17 protein-coding genes are annotated in these 19,924 nt (G+C 54.7%); 3 read left to right on the top strand and 14 right to left on the bottom strand.

The annotated features are described in order from the left end of the window. Positions 1-37: 37 nt before the first annotated feature. The 8 genes from VG99_RS15985 to VG99_RS00940 all read right to left on the bottom strand — a co-directional run bounded on the left by VG99_RS15985 (position 38) and on the right by VG99_RS00940 (position 8,124). A complete protein-coding gene (locus VG99_RS15985; RefSeq protein ID WP_158023858.1) occupies positions 38-1,474 on the bottom strand; it encodes a hypothetical protein in 1,437 nt (478 codons plus the stop codon). A 141-nt stretch (positions 1,475-1,615) separates the two neighbouring features. Then, positions 1,616-3,169 (bottom strand): TIGR04141 family sporadically distributed protein, encoded by a 1,554-nt coding sequence (locus VG99_RS15605; protein ID WP_076939705.1) that lies wholly within the window; start codon positions 3,167-3,169, stop codon positions 1,616-1,618. Between the two features lie 155 nt (positions 3,170-3,324). Beyond that, positions 3,325-3,828: a hypothetical protein gene (locus VG99_RS00965; RefSeq protein ID WP_158023857.1), complete on the bottom strand. Its 504-nt coding sequence runs from the start codon at positions 3,826-3,828 to the stop codon at positions 3,325-3,327. 87 nt (positions 3,829-3,915) lie between these two features. Next, the gene (locus tag VG99_RS00960; protein WP_044497810.1) at positions 3,916-4,611 is read right to left on the bottom strand and encodes an aspartate/glutamate racemase family protein; all 696 of its coding nucleotides are present in this window, start codon (positions 4,609-4,611) and stop codon (positions 3,916-3,918) included. Between the two features lie 91 nt (positions 4,612-4,702). Then, positions 4,703-6,352, bottom strand: coding sequence for a hypothetical protein (locus VG99_RS00955; RefSeq protein ID WP_158023856.1), 1,650 nt, complete (start codon positions 6,350-6,352; stop codon positions 4,703-4,705). 100 nt (positions 6,353-6,452) lie between these two features. Beyond that, complete coding sequence (locus VG99_RS00950) at positions 6,453-7,091, bottom strand: super-infection exclusion protein B (protein WP_044497808.1); 639 nt, start codon at positions 7,089-7,091, stop codon at positions 6,453-6,455. Between the two features lie 91 nt (positions 7,092-7,182). After that, entirely contained in the window at positions 7,183-7,599 is a 417-nt protein-coding gene (locus VG99_RS00945; RefSeq protein ID WP_044501335.1) for a hypothetical protein, read from the bottom strand. 108 nt (positions 7,600-7,707) lie between these two features. Then, complete coding sequence (locus VG99_RS00940; RefSeq protein ID WP_044497807.1) at positions 7,708-8,124, bottom strand: MAPEG family protein; 417 nt, start codon at positions 8,122-8,124, stop codon at positions 7,708-7,710. Positions 8,125-8,349: 225 nt separating this feature from the next. Here VG99_RS00940 and VG99_RS16410 point away from each other — a divergent pair, with 225 nt between their 5' ends. Both VG99_RS16410 and VG99_RS16405 read left to right on the top strand, forming a co-directional pair. Then, positions 8,350-8,850, top strand: coding sequence for a phage integrase N-terminal SAM-like domain-containing protein (locus tag VG99_RS16410; RefSeq protein WP_420848271.1), 501 nt, complete (start codon positions 8,350-8,352; stop codon positions 8,848-8,850). Further along, positions 8,807-9,178, top strand: a complete 372-nt coding sequence (locus tag VG99_RS16405; protein WP_420848270.1) for a tyrosine-type recombinase/integrase — start codon at positions 8,807-8,809, stop codon at positions 9,176-9,178. Before VG99_RS16410 ends, VG99_RS16405 begins: the two co-directional genes overlap by 44 nt. Positions 9,179-9,338: 160 nt before the next feature. Here the strand turns inward: VG99_RS16405 and VG99_RS00930 are convergent, their stop codons facing one another. Further along, positions 9,339-9,698 carry a hypothetical protein gene (locus tag VG99_RS00930; protein ID WP_044497802.1) on the bottom strand — a complete coding sequence of 120 codons (360 nt, stop codon included), beginning with the start codon at positions 9,696-9,698 and terminating at the stop codon, positions 9,339-9,341. 253 nt (positions 9,699-9,951) lie between these two features. Continuing rightward, complete coding sequence (gene purL / locus VG99_RS00925; protein ID WP_044497801.1) at positions 9,952-13,848, bottom strand: phosphoribosylformylglycinamidine synthase; 3,897 nt, start codon at positions 13,846-13,848, stop codon at positions 9,952-9,954. A gap of 172 nt (positions 13,849-14,020) precedes the next feature. Here purL and mltF point away from each other — a divergent pair, with 172 nt between their 5' ends. After that, complete coding sequence (mltF, locus tag VG99_RS00920) at positions 14,021-15,460, top strand: membrane-bound lytic murein transglycosylase MltF (protein ID WP_044497799.1); 1,440 nt, start codon at positions 14,021-14,023, stop codon at positions 15,458-15,460. A 151-nt stretch (positions 15,461-15,611) separates the two neighbouring features. Here the strand turns inward: mltF and tadA are convergent, their stop codons facing one another. The 4 genes from tadA to VG99_RS00900 all read right to left on the bottom strand — a co-directional run bounded on the left by tadA (position 15,612) and on the right by VG99_RS00900 (position 19,878). Further along, a complete protein-coding gene (tadA, locus tag VG99_RS00915) occupies positions 15,612-16,064 on the bottom strand; it encodes a tRNA adenosine(34) deaminase TadA (RefSeq protein ID WP_044497798.1) in 453 nt (150 codons plus the stop codon). A gap of 104 nt (positions 16,065-16,168) precedes the next feature. Continuing rightward, positions 16,169-18,073 (bottom strand): sulfate adenylyltransferase subunit CysN, encoded by a 1,905-nt coding sequence (gene cysN / locus VG99_RS00910; RefSeq protein ID WP_044497796.1) that lies wholly within the window; start codon positions 18,071-18,073, stop codon positions 16,169-16,171. A 22-nt stretch (positions 18,074-18,095) separates the two neighbouring features. Continuing rightward, positions 18,096-19,001 (bottom strand): sulfate adenylyltransferase subunit CysD, encoded by a 906-nt coding sequence (cysD, locus tag VG99_RS00905; RefSeq protein ID WP_044497795.1) that lies wholly within the window; start codon positions 18,999-19,001, stop codon positions 18,096-18,098. 118 nt (positions 19,002-19,119) lie between these two features. Beyond that, complete coding sequence (locus tag VG99_RS00900; protein WP_044497794.1) at positions 19,120-19,878, bottom strand: Nif3-like dinuclear metal center hexameric protein; 759 nt, start codon at positions 19,876-19,878, stop codon at positions 19,120-19,122. Between the last annotated feature and the right edge of the window lie 46 nt (positions 19,879-19,924).

Below are 19,924 nucleotides of genomic sequence, written 5' to 3'. Positions count from 1 at the left end.
GAGCGCAGCGGAAAATTTGCCCGACAGCAGCGCCTTGTTAGCCGAGCGTAGTTTCTGGTGCGACTGCTTGCCACCCATCCAAAGGGCCAATATGGGCCTTGATACCATACGCATACTGATCTTGATGATAAGGAGCACCAAGATACAGAATATATTGGCATTTCTCGTCTAACTTTTTATACGTCTTGTTTCCTGTGCCGCAGCTATACAGTAGAGCAACAGAAATTTTTTGGTTTTTACACACTCCCTCTACAAGCATATATTCACCATCTTTTTGAGGATCGCTTACGGTCAAATGCCAGCCTTTATCCTTGAGTGGACGAACCAATTCACTCATACATTTTTTTGAAAGAATGCTAGCTCTCAGAAGCCACCCATCATCAGTTGGTAATTCTGGCACTATTCTTCCGTGTTTCTGATACCTCTCTGCCATTATGTTCTGTGAAACAAACTGTATTTCAGTTCTGAATTGTGCCTCCTCAAATAACAGCCTGCTGTCATCATTTCTATCAGGAAAAAATGTAGAATTTTTCGCATCCTCATTTACCCACCCCTCCAGCCAAGCTAGTGCCATCAAGGCCCCTAAGAGGCGATGAAAGTTAGTCGGCTTTTGCCATACAAAGGACAGCCCATGAGCAAACACATGGCGATTTAGACCTGACAAGCCCTTATAGTTTGATGTTTTGCTAAAGAAGCTAAATTTGAGCCATCTTCTTATGGTCTCAAATAGGTAAATACGTTCATCAACAAGTTTCAAATGCTCAATTTTTGTAAATTCTTTTGCTATCCAGCAGTGTTCATAGTGTATTAGAGTAGCTTTTTCGACCGCAGCATCAATTACATAATCAACTTTCTCAAGTAGCTTAAGATTTAATTCGGCTTCTGCGCTTAAAAAATCATTGATAGCGCTTTCCACAATAGGGATTAGTGCGGCAATTGCAGCTGTTTTATACCCGCTGTAGAAAGATAGATACGCTTCCCTTATGGTTTTTGTGTGTTCTTTTAAGACCAAGCTGTTTGGGAAAAGCTGTTCAATGGCTGTTGCGCAATCAACCATCGTATATATTCCGGTAATATGATGATCAAAATCACCTTCTATTCGCTCTCTACCAGCACTTAGTAATTTTGTTAAAGAGTCAATGATTGGGTTCGTAACGCTCATCATTATGTATGGAGGCTCAAACCAGTCTGCTTTTTCCCAAGCTTTTTCTCTGAGGTTTAGATATTTCTTTTTCTTGTCAATCCCTGAGATTTCATCTGGAAGGCACTTGGGGAATAAAGCTGTACCCTCTGAGGAAACTAGCTTTATAGCAGGAATTCTTACGAAAACACCCGCTTCGACACTTTCTACAGAAACATTGGATAAGCCTTTATTTTTAGCCCATTCTTCTATGGCATTAAGATCTGGCTCCGAATAGCTTTTACTATTTAAGAGTCTAAGCCAAATGCCTCTAAATATTTTTTCATAATCCAAATAGATTCACTCCTACGAGCATATATTGAGTGCATGCTAGATGATTCTTTCAGCGGCTAACGCCTGCCAGCACGCGCGGCTTTGTAGTGAAGGCGAAGCCGCAACGGAAAAGCCGTCGCTGTGCCTGGCTTTGTTAGGCAATTAATTGATGTTAATTTTAGCAAGCTCAACTTTAAACCCCATGTTAATCAGTCTTCTTGCGTGATGCCGGAGATTCACTTTTGAGAAAAACGGTAGGTGTAAGTCCCCAGCATTCTTTTGCATAATTGCCAGAACAATTCTGTATTTTCGGGGGCTGTCTTCGCTATTAAAGTTGACGCTTAAGTAAGTTTCTTCCAAATGCTTATTAACTTGCTCTTGCACGCTAGGGTCATTCATAAGAAAATCGGTCGCGACAGACGCCTGTGAAAAGAGATGGCTTAAAACAGATGAGGAACCGTATTTTTTGACGTGAATAAAGGCATCACATTGAGAAAGCAAATCACAAAATTCGAGTCTATTCCCCGTACCCTTTGGATGAATCCACTGTTGATCCAGCAGCGCGAAATTTTCACCATCGGAAATTTTCCGCAAATATTCACCTTCTTTCATGCCGTTATAAGGAGGGAATTCAATTCGACATTTATCTAAAGAATTGAAAAAGTTGTTAACAGCTTCAGAAAACTCGCTATCAATTCTGTACCATTTTCCGTCATTTAGAATATATGTTTCATCATTCAGCGTTAGCTCGCAATTCATACAGTGAAAGACAGGCCAGCCCCCAATGTTTTTTTCCTCCGCATTAAATTTGTATATCTCCCTTCTTTTTAAAGAATCAATTGTTATAGGTTTTCTTGGCTTTGATTCGGCAATATAGGATGACAGGTCTAACTCGCCATGAAGGCATGGAGACTGGCCGTTCTTAATTTTGTAAACGAACCCAGAGAAATCGTTGTAATCAATAACTTCCGGCGGAGAAATCCATACATCATCATATTTTTCTTCATTTAGAAGATTGGCCATTTCTTCGTTTAACTCTTGAAGTAATGATGGATCCGCTACGAACTGTATAAAATCTACCCAAGGGTACTTTTCTTGATATTTATCATCTCTATAAGCTACAAGTAGCCTTTTCGCTAACTCTGGAAATTTATCCAGCTCGATTTCAGTGTTAATTGAGACAGAGTCGCAACCTGATACGACCTCTGAGCTTTCACTGTCATTGTCCTCAACTACAGCGCAGATTGATTTCAATATTTCTTGGTCAAATTCAAAATCAAAGTCATTCACATTTGTGTTTTTTGAGGTTTGTGAGCGTGTATTCAATGAAACCTTTTCCAAGGTTGATTTATCAATAGATTTTATCTGATCGGAATCCCCAAGATTAAGAGTAACCCGCAATCCAAATCCACGTTCAACCATGAATGACTTTAACATTGACCTGCCGTGCCCGAAGGTGAAAGCAAAAATCCTATTTTCGATATTTACAACCAAAAGCCCTCTTACGCTTTCTGACCTAAAAATATTTGGATCAATACCATCCACATCATTAAATAGTTTCGACCATTTTGGTTCGGAACGAGATTTTTTAATGTAAAGACCACAAAGGACTCCATTTATTTCTATTGGAGTCCTCTTGGATATCTTGTCTTTATCTAAGGCATCATCTTCAGTGGTGCCTTCTTTAATCAAGTAACAAACCACATTGAGCTTCATCGGAGGCGGCTCCCTGTCGGCTGCCTAACGGTAAAGGTAACTGGCGCGTAGCCGCGAATGCGGCGAAGCGTCCAGCTCACCTAATTGTTAGGATATTTTTTATAGCTTCGCTTCCACATTGAGTTCGCACTGTTGATCTCGATATCAAAGTTCTTCTAGATCGCGGTGTGGTTGGCATAGCGCATCACTAACGAGGTAAGCAGGGCCAAGAATCCCAACCCAGCCGCAGGACCCTTTTCTGTGCTCAACAAGAATGTTGTTATAGCGCGGAAAATCCCGCCCACACCGAACGGCACCAGCAAGGGCATTAGTATGTTGAAAATGGTAAGTATGCCGCCCGCCGTGAGAAATAGATAAACTAGGCCCGTTATAACGATGACTTCTGGGCGGCCTGACCATGGGCTGGATCCGCCAATTTTGAGAACTAAGAATGCGATTGCAAATGCAAACACCGAGAGAAGGAGTTTGCTTGCACTTGATTTCAGGTATTTCCACGCCTCGGAAATGTCGCCATCTACGCTTCGTTGAACACCGGCGAAGTAGCGGCCGAGCATGGCATCCATGGAAGCACGCCATGATTTTGGCGTGAAATAATCCCACCCCATCAGCAGAGCGGCGGCAATCTGAAAATACAGAATTGTTAATTCACTGAATGGCACTGTGCTCTCCCGATAGCCTAACGCCCGGCTCACGCGCCGGTTTGGAGCTGCGAAGCAGCGGAAAACCGGTCGCTGTGCAGCCGATTGTTAAATCCTGCCCAAGGCATGCTGAACTGCCTGCTCTGCATGTATTTCTGTAGTATCGTACAGTTTGATATCTGTATCCGAGCACTGGATCAAAAGACCTATCTCCGTGCACCCCAAAATTACGCCTTGTGCACCGCGTTCTGCCAATGATGCTACGACACCCAAATACTCAGTTTTTGAATCGGGCTTGATCACTCCTTGGCACAGTTCATTGTAAATCACGGAATGAATACTCTCTCGTTCGGTCTCATTCGGCACAACGACTCGGATACCATGGTCTTGGAGACGACCAAGGTAAAACTCCTGCTCCATAGTAAATCGTGTCCCAAGCAGCCCCACACAGGTTACGCCATCCTTTTTGAGGACGTTAGCCGTAGCATCTGCGATGTGAAGAAGAGGGATACTTACTGCGCGTTCAATTTGGGAAGCGACTTTATGCATCGTGTTGGTACAGAGAACCAGAAATTCTGCACCTGCCGACTCAACTGATTGGCCGACTGCCCCCAATATTTCACCTGTTGCACGCCAATCCCCTTGATGCTGCAACGTCTCAATTTCGGCAAAATCTACACTATACAGAACGAGCTTTGCTGAATGGAGCCCGCCGAGTTCTTCTCTTACTCTCTGGTTGATCAGTCGGTAATAAGTCTGAGTTGATTCCCAGCTCATTCCACCAATGAGACCTATTGTTTTCACAAGGAACCTCCATGTTACTACTTTGATTTAACGCCGCGCTCTGCGGCAAACTTGGAGCGCAGCGGAAAATTTGTCCGACAGCAGCGCTTTGTTATGCCTGAGATCTATCAACATTCTCTTGCAATCTTCTTCTTAACTCGTCAGATAGATCGATCTCATATGGAATACGATCAAACTCTTCAAATGCATCAAGAAGATACTGAGCGTATTCATAAGATGTTTTGCCCATGCTAAACCCACCACACTGAATGGAGTTCATCAATGCATCTGCGTAAGGCTTTGTTGCGGCTACTTTTCGCAACTCGAAGTATCGTCGATATACGATATCTATTATGTATTTTTTGAATCTGTCAGAAAGCGCATCAGTCACCAGTATTTGTTTGGCTATCTGACCAAGTGCCAACATGCTACTTTTAGGTATGTTCCCATTTTCGTGGTGTGCCGATGTCGTTTCTAGTGCAACGTTGTCTTGATCCAATGGCAGATGGTCGACAGCAGAAACCCACTTACAAAGACAAGAGGTTATTTCATACAGTGCATAATGGTATTTAGTAGGCCACTCTGCATGAAAGTCGACAAGTTTTTCGTTGGGGTCTAAATTTCTTACGATACGCTCAACAAAGTGCGTAAAGTAATAGAGCCACATATGCCATTGTATGTTTTGGTACAAAGCGCTTGTGACCATGATATCGAAAAATCTAATTCCCACCATAAGTTTTGAATCCCACTGGCCCTCCTCAAAAAAATCACCCATAGGTTCATTATATGGGTCAGGTAAGGAACTGCTGTATAACTCATCTAGATGGGCAATAACAAATTCCCCAACAGGCTTATATACCCCGTATCTTTCAGCAACCTTGCAATCTTCGAATAAGTAATTGAGGAGCCGGTTTCTTTTAGGGAGGGCATAACGATCTCGGCCCGCCAAGTTCTGATTGTTGCGCACCTCATGATACAAAACACTTTTTGTGTCTTCTGCCAAGTATCTTAGGTACGTATCTACAAATTCATTATTTTCGTAAAATTCATAAGGGAATATTTGCAACGCGAAATACGGCCTTATTTCAGAAATCGCTTTGACGGTGTTTCTGTTTATCAAAACCTCATGCACAATTTCCGTTGCGACTTCCTTTTCTCTTTCATAGGTGGGAAGTACTCGAACCAACAGCCCAGAGCACTTCCTTAGAAGTGTGTGGATTATATCACGCCCCATTGGTTCACGTTCTTTGGGAGAACCCCCTAACTCAGAAATCAACGATCGAATATCTGGATAGTCTCTTGAGTACCTTTGAAGATAGGCTTGGAGTCTTGAGAGTACGAAGAGCCCGTTATATATACGTGCAACATGGTTGATATTTCTCTCAATCAACGAGAATAGCTCTGAGTATTTTTTCTCACGTGAAAGCTCAAAAACATATTCCCTGAATTTAACAATGTTAGATCTAGAGAGTCGTCTAATACGCAGGTAAACGTATAAGGCCAGGGACATTAGCAGGATTATTAAAAATGAAGCATTAGAAGGCGTGATTGACCATCTAGAGAGATTTAAGCTTGGCGTAAGGCCCAAGGACCTAAATGTTTGGTAAAACTGCAAATACAGAATAGACGCCATGGAGATTAATAGTATTGCCCAGCCAACCTTTCCAAATCGAAGAGAGATCTCTAACCGTCTTACCCTAGGAATAATTGCATAAACTGCGACAAACAAACCCGCAACTGTTATCAGGCTATCTAAGTTCACACATTACCTCTCAAGGGTGCATAACGCTCGCCATAAACGGCGCGAGGAACGAGCGTCCGGCGACCGTAGGGAGCGAATTTAATGGCTTGGTTAGGCAGTTTCACCAGAACCGCCCCTCCATAACTGCAAGATGGCGTTGCAATTCATGCATGAAGCTCGGCCTGTTGTTCATGACCCACTGCTGTCCTTCTTCATTCAAGTACCACTTTCCTTCGTCAGTGTGGAGAACAAACTGGTCTATATCCACGAGCTCTGGAGTCAGATGAGTTTCAGCCTCATCAGACAGCGATACAGAAAAGACAGAGCCAACCGTCGTTCTAGATCCCAATGCTGCACTCTGTTCGAGAACTCCAGCATTCATAAGTGACGATACAGATGGTTGCTCAATAGGCAGCTTAATTGTACGCGCACTAGCGAGAAAGAATTCTCGTAGGACTGCTTTCTCTGATACGTCCAATCCTTGCAGGTAGTCTCGGATATGTTGTTTTAGCGATCGGCCAGCGTAATGCGCTCTAACACTACGATATCCCCAGATTCCCAACTCAATCAGCAGTATCGATGAGCTAATTAAGAGACCTAAGCCAAAATACTGCCCGAAGTCTTCTCTAACCTGTAGTAAAGCCACCTTCTCAAGTGCTGGTTCAGGAAGCAGCAAAACAATGGCGCAAACAACCGTGACCGACCCGATAAATTTGGTCGGAATTTTCGCCAAATCAACGATTCTTGATAGCCACTCCATAATATAAAAACCTGCCTAACGATAAGCTTTGGGGCGGCTGGAGCGAAGCGTAAGCCGTCCCAGCCGCGATAGCGGCGACAACAGCGCCTGGTTATGCATTTTCGACCTCGATGAACCACTTGGGCTGCATGGCGTCGAAATCCTGACGGATATTGGATGGCAGGTAACTAGCCGAATCCAGCACAAATGGTTGACCTCCCACGCGCTTGAATACAACCCAGTGCCAGAAGTCCTTGCCTTCTTCCTGATGGTGCTTGATAGACAACAACGCCAGATTGGGCAATGCCTCCCAAGATTCAAATGGGGTTTCATCAGCGGAAGTTTTGACACCTGCGCTCGACAACATACGCCGGACATACTGTGTATCTGACCACAGCGATTTGTCCGAAGCATGGATGCCCATAGCATTGGCTACGGCCTTCATCTCTGAGTACGTTTTGCCCAGAATGTTGGCAACCGACGCGATTCCGCATCCCGTGGCTTCCTCCTGAACTACTGGTTCGAGCACTGACTCCCCCTTAATGCATAACGCTTGCAGCATGCGCGCCTACGGAATGAAGCCGAAGGCGCAATGTAGTAGGCGTCGCCGTGCCTGCACTTGTTATGCAAGCATGCGTCATGCGGCCAAATTCCATACCGATACAGCCAGCATAGCCAGCAAGACCAAGGCTCCGGTCATGAAGAGTGGCAGCCTCACTGGTATATAGTTTGAAGTCACATGCACGTATGCGTGGGCGTACCTGCTCACGACGAAGAGCCACGCCAGAAATACTGCGACAGATCCGGCAGCGTTGATACTGTATAGAACGAAACAGAGAACGTAGAAAAGAACCGGAATCTCAAACTGGTTGGCAATATTGTTGGAAACTTTGACGACATCCTCGGGCCATACCCGATTATCCAAGGCCGCTTCCTTACGATTAACCCTGCCGGCTTTTACTGCCTTGGCCTTTCTCGCACCGAGAACGATAAACATCACCAGCGTGAGAAGAATCTGTGCCAAAGCAGGCCAAAAAATATGACTAGAACTCATCCGTGACTCCTGATTATTTGTGCATAACAGTGATTAGACCGCATGCGGCACTAATGCATAAGAATGACTTCGGTATAACTCCGGATAGCCGGGATTAAGCGCCATATTAAATTCTTTTAAATTCAGTAGCTTATCCATAATTACCTCTACTCCTTCTGTATTAGCTTGACTTCGTCATTTCGCACATCTATTACTACTGTATAAAAAAACAGTAAAGGATGACATATGGACAGCCCAGCCCATAAGCCTCGCCTGAGGGAGCAGTTTCGCTCGGTGATGCGCTTGAATCACTACAGCATCCGCACGGAGAAAAGCTACTGGTACTGGATCCGCTATTTCATACGCTTCCACGGGATGCGCCACCCTCTTGAGCTGGGAACGTCTGATGTGAATGCGTTTCTCAGCTGGCTGGCCACTGATCGTCAGGTTGCGGCTGCGACTCAGAATCTCGCATTGAATGCCATCGTATTTCTGTATGCCCGCGTCCTTGAACAGCCTCTAGGCGAGATCGGGGACGTGGTCAGGGTGAAGCGACCACCGAGACTGCCGACGGTACTCTCCCACCAGGAGGCCATGTCCATCATTGAGCAGCTAGCCCAACCGTACCGCTTACTGGCTTCTCTTATGTACGGTGCGGGGGCTGCGGGAGCAGATCGAAGCTGCATGGCGGTCACAGGAGGAAATGTACAAGGTGCCTGTGTCTCTCCCTTTCGCGTTGCGACGTAAATATCCACGCGCTTCTGTTTCGCTGGCTTGGCAGTGGCTTTTCCCTTCAAGCGGGATCTGTCTTGACGAAGATGGTCAGAGCGTTCGCCATCATGTGCATGTCAGTACCATTCAGCGTGCTGTTAAACAGGCAGTTCGCGTTACCGGTATCGAAAAGCCTGTTGGTTGTCATACATTCCGACATACCTTCGCTACTGAGTTGTTACGCAGGGGTAGTGATATTCGTACGGTGCAAACGCTGCTGGGGCATGCTGATGTGCGTACTACGCAGATCTATACCCACGTGCTCGGGCAGGGCTTTGCGGGCGTTCAGAGCCCGCTGGGTTAGGGTTTAGCTCGTTGCGGGTACGCTACCGCCCTACCCTGGCCCCCGAGCATAAGCGCTATATCTTGGAGGGAATTGATGGCTGTCCGATGCCTCTGTTGGAGTGTCTGCATTCCCTGCTTGGCTTTAACCATAATGCAGGCATCTGGCCATTTCAATGGCATTAGGGGCAGTTGGTCATTTCGTAGCCTGTGCCCTGCTCTTCGTTGATCAGGTTGTTGGCGTCTTCGTAGCCGAGGTCTTTGGCTTTTTGTATGTCGCTGGCATTGATTTCGTGCAGGTGAAGGCCGAGGGTCGGGGCGCCGCAGACGGTCATTACGGACATGCCGGTTTGGGTGGCGCAGTTTGAGGCGATGACCTCAATGCCGGCGCTGGTGAGTTGGTTGGTGCTGTTGGCTAGGGTGGAGGTGGCGGGTTCGCATTGTTTGTTGCCGTCGGGTTTGTAAATGTGGGTGGTTTGGGTGGTGCAGGCGGTGGTGGTCGCGGTGAGGAGGATGACGGCGGTTAGGGTTGTTGTTTTCATGGCGGTGGTGGTTCCTGGGGTCGGGTGATTGGAGATAGATTAGCGGTTGTTTGGGGGTCTTTCCCCCTCTCCCCAGCCCCGCTCCGCGCCCCGGCCCTTCGCAGAGCTCAGGGCGCTCAAGCGGGCGAAGCAGTGCTTCGCTTATTCCGCTTTCGCCCCGCAAGGGGAGAGGGGGCAGAAATGTGCATGCTGGCAAAGTGTGCATACAAAAATCCCGGCGCGTGGCCGGGATTTTTGTTGGTCGGGTGGGTTGTTAGCCTACCCAGACCCTGGCGTTGCGGAACATGCGCATCCAGGCGCCGTCTTCGCTCCAGTCGTCCGGGTACCAGGAGTTCTGGACGGCGCGGAAGACGCGTTCCGGGTGGGGCATCATGATGGTGACGCGGCCGTCGCGGGTGGTGAGGCCGGTGATGCCGCGGGGGGAGCCGTTGGGGTTGGCGGGGTAGCGGTCGGTCATGCGGCCGTGGTTGTCGACGAAGCGCAGGGCGACGCTGCTGCTGGCTTCGCAGGCGTCGACGGCGGCGCTGTTGGCAAACTCGGCGTAGCCTTCGCCGTGGGCGATGGCGATCGGCATACGTGAGCCGACCATGCCGCTGAGGAAGATTGACGGCGAGGGTTGCACTTCCACCATGGCGACGCGTGCTTCGAACTGTTCCGAGCGGTTGCGTACGAAGCGCGGCCAGTGCTCGCTGCCCGGAATCAGTTCGCGCAGGTTGGACAGCATCTGGCAACCGTTGCACACGCCCAGGGAGAAGGTATCCGGGCGGGCGAAGAAGTCGGTGAAGGCCTGACGCGCCTGTTCGTTGAACAGGATCGATTTGGCCCAGCCTTCGCCGGCGCCCAACACGTCGCCGTAGGAGAAGCCGCCACAGGCGACCAGTCCACGGAACTGTGCGAGGTCAACCCGGCCGCTGAGAATGTCGCTCATATGCACGTCGATGGCGGTGAAGCCAGCGCGGGTGAAGGCGGCAGCCATCTCAACCTGGCCGTTGACGCCCTGCTCGCGCAGGATGGCAACCGCCGGGCGCATGCCGGTGTTGATGTAGGGCGCGGCGACGTCTTCGTTGATGTCGTAGCTGAGCATGGCCTGCAGGCCGGGATTCTTGTCGTCGGCCAGGCGTTCGTGCTCCTGGTCGGCGCATTCGGCGTTGTCACGCAGGCGCTGGATCTGCCAGCTGGTTTCGCTCCAGGCCTGTTGCCAGTCGGCGCGGGTACCGGACAGTACATCCTTACCGGCGTAGTAGAAGTCCAGCTGCTGCTCGGGTTTGGGCTGGCCGATCACGGCGCTGCAATCACCCAGGCCGGCGGCGGCCAGTTGGCTGAGTACCGCTTCGGTATCGTCCTGGCGTACCTGGATGACCGCACCCAGTTCTTCGTTGAACAGGGCGGCGGGCAAATCGGTTGCGCTATCGGCCAGCACGTCCAGGTTGATGTCGATGCCGCAGTGGCCGGCAAAGGCCATCTCCGCGACGGTGGCCAGCAGGCCGCCGTCGGAGCGGTCGTGGTAGGCCAGCAGCAGGTCGTCCTGGTTCAGGCCCTGAATCACGGCGAAGAAGGCCTTGAGGTCTTCGGCGTCGTCCAGATCAGGTGCCTGTTGGCCGATGCGGTTGTATACCTGCGCCAGCGCCGAGCCGCCGAGGCGGTTCTGGCCGCGGCCCAGGTCGATAAGGATCAGATCGGTGTCGCCCTGGTCGATGCGCAGCTGCGGGGTCAGGGTGCGGCGGATGTCCTGCACCGGCGCAAAGCCGGTCACGACCAGGGACATCGGCGAGGTGACGCTCTTGTCCTGGCCTTCATCATTCCAGCGGGTCTGCATGGACATGGAGTCCTTGCCGACCGGGATGGTGATACCCAGCTCCGGGCACAGCTCCATGCCGACAGCCTTGACCGTGTCGTACAGGCGCGCGTCTTCACCGGGGTGGCCGGCGGCGGCCATCCAGTTGGCGGACAGGCGGATGTCGGACAGCTTGTCGATCCGCGCAGCAGCCAGGTTGGTGACGGTTTCGGCAACAGCCATGCGACCGGACGCCGGGGCGTCGAGCAGCGCCAGCGGCGTGCGCTCGCCCATGGCCATGGCTTCACCGGTGTGCACGTCGTAGCTGGTGGCGGTCACGGCGCAGTCGGCGACCGGTACTTGCCAGGGGCCGACCATCTGGTCGCGGGCGACCAGACCGGTAATGCTGCGATCACCAATGGTGATCAGGAAGTTCTTGCTGGCCACGGCCGGCAGGCGCAGCACGCGCAGTGCGGCCTCTTCCAGCTCCACGCTGGTGGCGTCGAAGTCATCGCCCTGCTCTGCTTCCCGGCTGACGCTGCGGTGCATGCGCGGCGGCTTGCCGAGCAGCACAGACAACGGCATGTCGACTGGCTGGTTGTCGAAGTGACTGTCGTTGAGCACCAGCAGCTGTTCTTCGGTGGCTTCACCGACTACGGCGAAGGGGCAGCGCTCGCGCTCGCAAATGGCCTGGAAGCGCTCGAAGTCGGCGTTCGGCACGGCCATGACGTAGCGTTCCTGGGATTCGTTGGACCAGATTTCCAGCGGGCTCATGCCCGGCTCGTCATTGGGGATGTTGCGCAGCTCGAAGCGGCCGCCACGACCGCCGTCGTTGACCAGCTCAGGGAAGGCGTTGGACAGCCCGCCCGCGCCCACGTCGTGGATAAAGGCGATGGGGTTCTTCTCGCCCAACTGCCAGCAGCGGTCGATGACCTCTTGGCAGCGGCGTTCCATTTCCGGGTTCTCGCGCTGCACCGAGGCAAAGTCCAGATCTTCGGCACTGCTGCCGGTGGCCATGGAGGAGGCGGCACCGCCGCCCAGGCCGATGAGCATGGCCGGGCCGCCGAGTACCACCAGCTTTGCACCGACCGGGATCTCGTCCTTTTCGACGTGCTCGGCGCGGATGTTACCCAGGCCACCAGCAATCATGATCGGCTTGTGGTAGCCGCGGATTTCCGGGCCACGGGGCGAAGGTACAGTCTGCTCGAAGGTGCGGAAGTAGCCAGTCAGTGCGGGGCGGCCGAACTCGTTGTTGAACGCGGCGCCGCCGAGCGGGCCGTCGATCATGATCTGCAGCGGGGTCACGATGCGGCCCGGCTTGCCGTTGTCTTCTTCCCAGGGCTGTTCGAAGCCGGGGATGCGCAGGTTGGATACGGTAAAGCCGGTCAGCCCCGCCTTGGGCTTGCCGCCACGGCCGGTGGCGCCTTCATCGCGGATCTCACCACCGGAGCCAGTGGAGGCGCCGGAGAACGGTGAAATGGCGGTCGGGTGGTTGTGCGTCTCGACCTTCATCAGGATATGGATCGGCTCCTGATGGGCGCGGTATTCTTCGGTGCCCGGCTCGGGGAAGAAGCGACCGCCGACAAAACCTTCGATCACCGCAGCGTTGTCCTTATACGCGGACAGTACGCCTTCGCTGCGCATCTGGTAGGTGTTCTTGATCATGCCAAACAGGCTTTTTTCCTGCGCCTGGCCGTCGATGTCCCAGCTGGCGTTGAAGATCTTGTGGCGGCAATGCTCGGAGTTGGCCTGGGCGAACATCATCAGCTCGACGTCGCTGGGGTTACGACCTAGCCCCTGGAAGCTCTCGACCAGGTAATCGATTTCATCATCGGCCAGGGCCAGGCCCAGCTCGGTGTTGGCCTGCTCCAGCGCGGCCTTGCCGCCCTCGAGGATGTCCACCCGATTGAACGGCTTCGGTTCGGTGTGGTGGAACAGTTGGGCGGCCGCGTCCACGTTATCCAGTGCCAGCTCGGTCATCCGGTCGTGCAGCAGCGCCGTCACTTGCTGCAGCTCCGCAGCGCTCAGCTCCCCATCGACATAATAGGCAATGCCCCGCTCAAGGCGGGCAATGGCGCTCAGGCCGCAGTTATGGGCGATGTCCGTAGCCTTGCTCGACCAGGGCGAAATGGTGCCAAAACGGGGGACTACCAGCACCAGCGTGCCCGTCGGCTCTTCGACCGCCACCTTGGGGCCGTATTTGAGCAAACGGTCCAGTACCGCCTGGTCCTGTTCCGCCAATTCACCAATCAGGTCGGCAAAATGCATGAACTCGGCATACACGCCGCTCACGCCGGGAACCTGCTGTTGCAGTCGCGCAAGCAACTTGTTGCGTCGGAAATCGGAAAGGACTGGGGCGCCACGCAGGATATGCATGTTGGTTTCGGCCTCGGAGATTCTGGGAAATGGAAAAGAAGGCGCATAGGATACCCCATGCGGCGCGTTCGGGCTATTGGGCAGCGGCCAGCCGCGACCAGCCGCACCCCCCTCCCCGGCCAGTGACAATCGTGCCCTATTGCCGGGGGGTGGATTTACTTATACTGGGCGCATGTCAAAACGCCGTCTCCATCACGCCGCTGTCCCCGTCCTCGCCTTGCTGTGCTCGGTGCTGCTGGCTGCCTGTGAACAACCCAGCCGGCTGGAGCAGCTGCGCGAGGAAGGCACGCTGCGCGTGGTCACCCGTAACACGCCGACGACCTATTACCAGGGCCGGCACGGCGACACCGGGCTGGAGTATGAGCTGAGCAAGCGCTTTGCCGACCGCCTGGAACTTGATCTGACCATGATCACCAGCCCTACGCTGGAGAATATCTATAACCAATTGGCGCAGGACAAGGGCCCCCACCTGGCCGCAGCCGGGCTGACCGCCAACCCGGCCCGCGCCGGCCAGATCCAGTTTGCCGAGCCCTATCTGCAGGTGACGCCCCAGGTGGTGTACCGCCGGGGCAATCGCCAGCCGCGGGGCATCGAGGATCTGTACGACAGGCGCATCATGGTATTGCGAGGCAGCTCCCTGGCTGACCAGTTGCGTGAGCTGCAAACCGAGCATCCGCAGCTGGCGTTCGAAGAGTCGGACAACCTTGAGGTAGTGGACCTGCTGCGCATGGTCAACGACGGCGAGCTCGACTTTGCGGTGGTCTATTCCAACGAGCTGATCGTCAACCAGGCGTTCTACCCCGCCGTGCACGTGGGCTTCGATCTGGGCCCGACCCAGCCGATGGCCTGGGCGCTGCCCGGTGGCGAGGATGACAGCCTGTTGCTGGAGGTGAACAAGTTCTTCGACAGCATCCGCGCCGACGGCACCCTTGACCAATTGCTTGAGCGTTTCTACGGCCATGCCGACGTGCTGGATTATGTTGGTGCCCGCGCCTTCGCCCGACATATGCAGCAGCGGCTGCCGCGCTTTGAAAAAATGTTCCGCCAGGCGGGTGATCAACAAGGGTTGGACTGGCGCCTGCTGGCGGCCATGGCCTATCAGGAATCGCTGTGGGACGTGGATGCGCGCTCACCCACCGGCGTGCGCGGCCTGATGATGCTAACCCTGCCCACCGCCAAGTTTGTTGGCGTGACCAACCGGGTTGATCCAGCGCAGAGTATTGCCGGCGGCGCGCGCTATCTGATCTGGGTGCGTGATCAGCTGCCAACCGACATTCCCGAGCCCGACCGCACCTGGTTCGCCCTGGCAGCCTACAACGTTGGTATCGGGCACCTGGACGACGCCCGCATCCTGACGCGCAACAATGGCCGCGACCCCAACCGCTGGATTGATGTGAAGGATCACCTGCCGCTGCTGTCGAAGAAGCAGTGGTACAGCCAGACCCGCTACGGCTACGCCCGGGGCGGCGAGCCGGTGCACTATGTGCAAAACATTCGCCGCTACTACGAGATCCTCACCTGGGTAACCCAGCCGCAGTCCGAAACCCCGCAGATGCCAGATGAGCAGTACCATGCGCCGGGGATCCTGGAGCAGTTACCGCAGGGGATTTGATGATGGTGTAGTGTGAGCCTTTTCCCCTCTCCCCTCGCGGGGCGAAAGCGGAATAAGCGAAGCACTGCTTCGCCCGCTTGAGCGCCCTGAGCTCTGCGAAGGGCCGGGGCGCGGAGCGGGGCTGGGGAGAGAGGGGGAATAGATAAAAGCCCTACCGCCGCGCCCGAAAGAACTCCGTCAATATCGCCCCACATTCGTCGGCCAGCACCCCGCCCTCCACCTGCACCCGGTGATTTAACCAAGGCTGGTCCAAAACCTGCGCCCGACTCACCACCGCTCCCGACCGCGGCTCGCTGGCCCCAAACACCAGGCGGCTGATGCGGCTGTGCACCAATAACCCCGAGCACATGGTGCAGGGTTCGAGGGTGACGTAGAGGGTGGTGCCTGGCAGGCGGTAGTTGGCGTCGCTGGCCGCGGCCTGGCGCAGGGCGACCATTTCCGCGTGGGCGCTGGGGTCGTGGCTGCTGATGGGTTGATTGAAGCCGCGGCCGATGATCTTGCCATCACGGACCAGGATCGCGCCCACCGGCACTTCGCCCAGATCGGCACCCTTGCGCGCTTCGGCGATGGCCTCGCGCATGAAATCGATATCAGCTGGTTTCATCTGGAATCTGTTGCCGCCCGACTATCACATTCTATGGACGGCAAAGGATACACAATCAAGCGGGAAAAAGTGGCGGGCATTGCTGCCCGCCGGAGGGATACCGCTCAGATCAGCGAGCGCTCGCGCAGCAGCTCGACAACCTTGTCGACACTCGCCGCCAGATCCAGCTCGGCGGTATTGATCACCAGATCGGCATCTTCAGGCGCTTCGTAGGGATAGGAAACGCCCGGGATGGTGCCCTCTTCCCCTGCGGCGTACAGACCGGAAGGGTCACGCTCCTGGCAGACTTCCAGCGGCGTGTTCAGATACACCATCAGGCAACGATCACCCAGGATGTGTTTCGCGGTTGCGCGGCTTTCCGCCGTCGGCGCCACAAAAGCGCCCAGCGCGATCAGGCCAGCCTGGTTCAGCTGGCGGGCCACACGGGCGCCCCGGTGCAGGTTCTCTGCGCGACCGGCCGCGTCCCGACCAATGCCCTTGCTCAGGTCCTGGCGCATGGCCTTGCCATCCAGCACAAAACAGGCGCGGCCGCGGTCGAACAGGCGGCGCTCAACGGCGTAGGCCAGGGTGCTCTTGCCGGCGCCGGACAGGCCGGTGAACAACAGCGTAACCGGCTCCTGGCCGTAGCGGATCGCCCGCTCACTCGGGGTGACGTGGGCAAACTGGCCATGACCGCCAGCGCTGTGCTGGGTTGCCTGCGCCTTGGCCACGATCATGCCGGCGCCGACGGTGCCGTTGGTCATGCGGTCGATGACGATAAAGGCGCCAGTGGTGCGGTTGGCACGGTAATCGTCATAGGCGATAGGGCGTTCCAACGCCAGCTCGACCCGGGCAATTTCGTTCAATGCCAGTTCGCCGGCCTCTTCATGGGCCAGAGTATTAACATCCTGGCGGAAGTGGATACGGGTAAAGGAGCCCGGGCTGTAGCTGGTGGCGCGCTTGATGTCGTATTTGCGCCCCGGCTGCATGGGCTGCTCCGACATCCACACCAGGCTGGCCTCGAACAGATCCCCGATCACCGGCTGGTTGTCCACGTGGGCCAGCATGTCGCCGCGGGAAATGTCGATCTCGTCTTCCAGGGTCAGGGTGACGGCCTGGCCGGGACCGGCGGCATCCAGCTCGCCGTCGAAGGTAACAATGGATTTGACCCGGCTGGTCTTGCCCGAGGGCAGTGCCACCAGCTCGTCGCCCTTGCTGACCACGCCCGAGGCGATGGTGCCGGCAAAGCCGCGGAAGTTCAGGTTGGGCCGGGTAACCAGCTGGACCGGAAAGCGCAGATCGGTCAGATTTCGGTCGGCCGCCACTTCCACGGTTTCGAGGATTTCCATCAGCGAGGGGCCGGTGTACCAGGGGCTGCGCTCGCTGCGGTTGACCACGTTGTCGCCTTTCAGGGCAGACATGGGCACGAAATGAATCGAGCTATTGGCCAGGGTATCCAGGCCCTTGGCAAACTCGCTGTAGTCGGCGCAGATCTGGTTGAACACCGTCTGGTCGAAGTCCAGCAGGTCCATCTTGTTGACCGCAACGACAATGTGCTTGATACCCAGCAGGGAGGCGATAAAGCTGTGCCGGCGGGTCTGGGTCTGCACGCCGTAACGGGCGTCGATCAGGATGATCGCCAGGTCACAGGTGGACGCCCCGGTGGCCATGTTGCGGGTGTACTGCTCGTGGCCGGGGGTATCGGCGATGATGAACTTGCGCTTGGCGGTAGAGAAATAGCGGTAGGCCACGTCAATGGTGATGCCCTGCTCGCGCTCAGCCTGCAGGCCGTCAACCAGCAACGCCAGGTCCACTTCCTCGCCGGTGGTACCGGACTTCTTCGAGTCGCGGGTAATAGCTTCCATGTGATCTTCGTAGATCATCTTGGAGTCATGCAGCAGGCGCCCGATCAGGGTGCTCTTGCCGTCATCCACGTTGCCGCAGGTAAGAAAACGCAGCAGTTCCTTGCGCTCGTGCTGCCCCAGGTAGGCCAGGATATCCTGGCTGATCAAATCAGATTGGTGACTCATTACTCAATTCTCCGGGCGGCGCTTAGAAGTAGCCTTGACGTTTTTTCTCTTCCATAGAACCTGCCTGATCGTGATCGATCACGCGGCCCTGGCGCTCGGAAGTACGGGTCAGCAGCATTTCCTGGATAATTTCCGGCAACGTGGCGGCGGTGGATTCCACGGCGCCGGTCAGCGGGTAGCAGCCCAGGGTACGGAAGCGCACCATTTTCATTTCCGGGGTCTCGCCGGGGTTCAGCGGCATGCGCTCGTCGTCCACCATGATCAGCGAGCCATCGCGGTTAACCACCGGGCGCTCTGCGGCAAAGTACAGCGGCACGATCGGGATGCTTTCCAGGTAGATGTATTGCCAGATGTCGAGCTCGGTCCAGTTCGACAGGGGGAACACGCGGATGCTTTCGCCCTTGTGCACCTTGCCGTTATAGATGTTCCAGAGTTCCGGGCGCTGGTTTTTCGGGTCCCAGCGGTGATGCTTGTCGCGGAAGGAGTAAACGCGCTCCTTGGCGCGGGACTTCTCCTCGTCACGGCGGGCACCGCCGAAGGCCGCGTCGAAGCCGTATTTGTCCAGCGCCTGCTTCAGGCCCTGGGTCTTCATCACGTCGGTGTGTACCGCACTACCGTGGGTAAACGGGCCGATGCCCTGCTCGATGCCGTCCGGGTTCATGTGCACCAGCAGGTCCAGGTCCATCTCTTCGACCATACGCTCGCGAAAGCTGTACATCTCGCGGAATTTCCAGCCGGTGTCCACATGCAGCACTGGGAATGGCAGCCGGCCCGGGTAGAAGGCCTTGCGCGCCAGGTGCAGCATGACGGCCGAATCCTTGCCGATGGAATAGAGCATTACCGGGTTCTGGAATTCGGCGGCAACCTCACGAATGATGTGGATGCTTTCCGCTTCCAGCTGTTTGAGATGGGTCAGTTTTTCCAGCATGGGCTACTCACGGTGAAGAGGCTTGATAAAGATTGCGGGCATTGTAACAAAGCCTCTCCCTTCTAATAAGCCGCCCTTCGATACCTTTAAGTTATAAGCATATGCGCGCCGGTTCAGCTCAAACCGGATTGTCGATGTCGATGAACTGGTGCTCGATGCCGAACTGCTCAGCCAGATGATCGCCCAGCGCCTTGACCCCGTAACGCTCGGTGGCATGATGGCCGGCAGCGTAGAAATTGATTCCGCATTCCCGCGCGATATGAATGGTGGGCTCGGATACTTCCCCGGTGATGAAGGCATCGACTCCCAGCGCCACGGCTTTCTCGATGTAGCCTTGCGCCGCGCCGGTGCACCAGGCGATACGCTTGACCGGGCGGCCGTGGCCATTGATGAACAGCGGCTCGCGGCCCAGCGCGACGTTCAATTGCTGGGCCAGTTCGGCGCCGCTGACCGCTTCGCTCAACTCGCCCTGCAGGCCGATGGAACGGGGATTGGTTGGCTCGAGCCCGCCGGTGATATGCCAACCCAGTAACTGGGCCAACTGAACGTTGTTGCCCAACTTCGCATGGGCGTCGAGGGGCAGATGATAGGCCACCAGGTTGATGCCGTGTTCGAGCAGCGCCTTGATTCGCCGCTGCTTCAATCCGGTAACGGGAGCCGCCTCGCCTTTCCAGAAATAACCGTGGTGCACCAGCAGCATATCTGCCCCCTTAGCAGCGGCCGCTTCGATGAGCGCCTGGCTGGCCGTCACCCCGGTAACCACACGTTTTACTTCGCTACGCCCTTCCACTTGCAGACCATTGGGGCAGTAATCGCTGAAAGCTCCGCTTTCCAGCAGGTTATTGCAGTAGGTAACCAGTTCCAGACATTGTGTCATTTTGACTCTCCCTTCAATGGAAAACGGCATCTCTGTATCTGTTGCA

This window comes from Pseudomonas saudimassiliensis (genome assembly GCF_000939975.1).
GTDB lineage: Bacteria > Pseudomonadota > Gammaproteobacteria > Pseudomonadales > Pseudomonadaceae > Halopseudomonas > Halopseudomonas saudimassiliensis.
Note: the sequence above shows the minus strand (reverse complement) of the source record. Positions and strands in the feature narration are given on the sequence as shown.

Excerpts from the sequence above, each read along its gene's own strand:
- VG99_RS00930 (WP_044497802.1), bottom strand. The coding sequence starts at position 9,698 with ATGAAAACAACAACCCTAACCGCCGTCATCCTCCTCACCGCGACCACC.
- cysD (WP_044497795.1), bottom strand. The coding sequence starts at position 19,001 with ATGCTGGAAAAACTGACCCATCTCAAACAGCTGGAAGCGGAAAGCATC.
- VG99_RS00940 (WP_044497807.1), bottom strand. The coding sequence starts at position 8,124 with ATGAGTTCTAGTCATATTTTTTGGCCTGCTTTGGCACAGATTCTTCTC.
- VG99_RS15605 (WP_076939705.1), bottom strand. The coding sequence starts at position 3,169 with ATGAAGCTCAATGTGGTTTGTTACTTGATTAAAGAAGGCACCACTGAA.
- tadA (WP_044497798.1), bottom strand. The coding sequence starts at position 16,064 with ATGAAACCAGCTGATATCGATTTCATGCGCGAGGCCATCGCCGAAGCG.
- mltF (WP_044497799.1), top strand. The coding sequence starts at position 14,021 with ATGTCAAAACGCCGTCTCCATCACGCCGCTGTCCCCGTCCTCGCCTTG.
- VG99_RS16405 (WP_420848270.1), top strand. The coding sequence starts at position 8,807 with ATGTACAAGGTGCCTGTGTCTCTCCCTTTCGCGTTGCGACGTAAATAT.
- purL (WP_044497801.1), bottom strand. The coding sequence starts at position 13,848 with ATGCATATCCTGCGTGGCGCCCCAGTCCTTTCCGATTTCCGACGCAAC.
- VG99_RS00900 (WP_044497794.1), bottom strand. The coding sequence starts at position 19,878 with ATGACACAATGTCTGGAACTGGTTACCTACTGCAATAACCTGCTGGAA.
- cysN (WP_044497796.1), bottom strand. The coding sequence starts at position 18,073 with ATGAGTCACCAATCTGATTTGATCAGCCAGGATATCCTGGCCTACCTG.
- VG99_RS00950 (WP_044497808.1), bottom strand. The coding sequence starts at position 7,091 with ATGGAGTGGCTATCAAGAATCGTTGATTTGGCGAAAATTCCGACCAAA.
- VG99_RS16410 (WP_420848271.1), top strand. The coding sequence starts at position 8,350 with ATGGACAGCCCAGCCCATAAGCCTCGCCTGAGGGAGCAGTTTCGCTCG.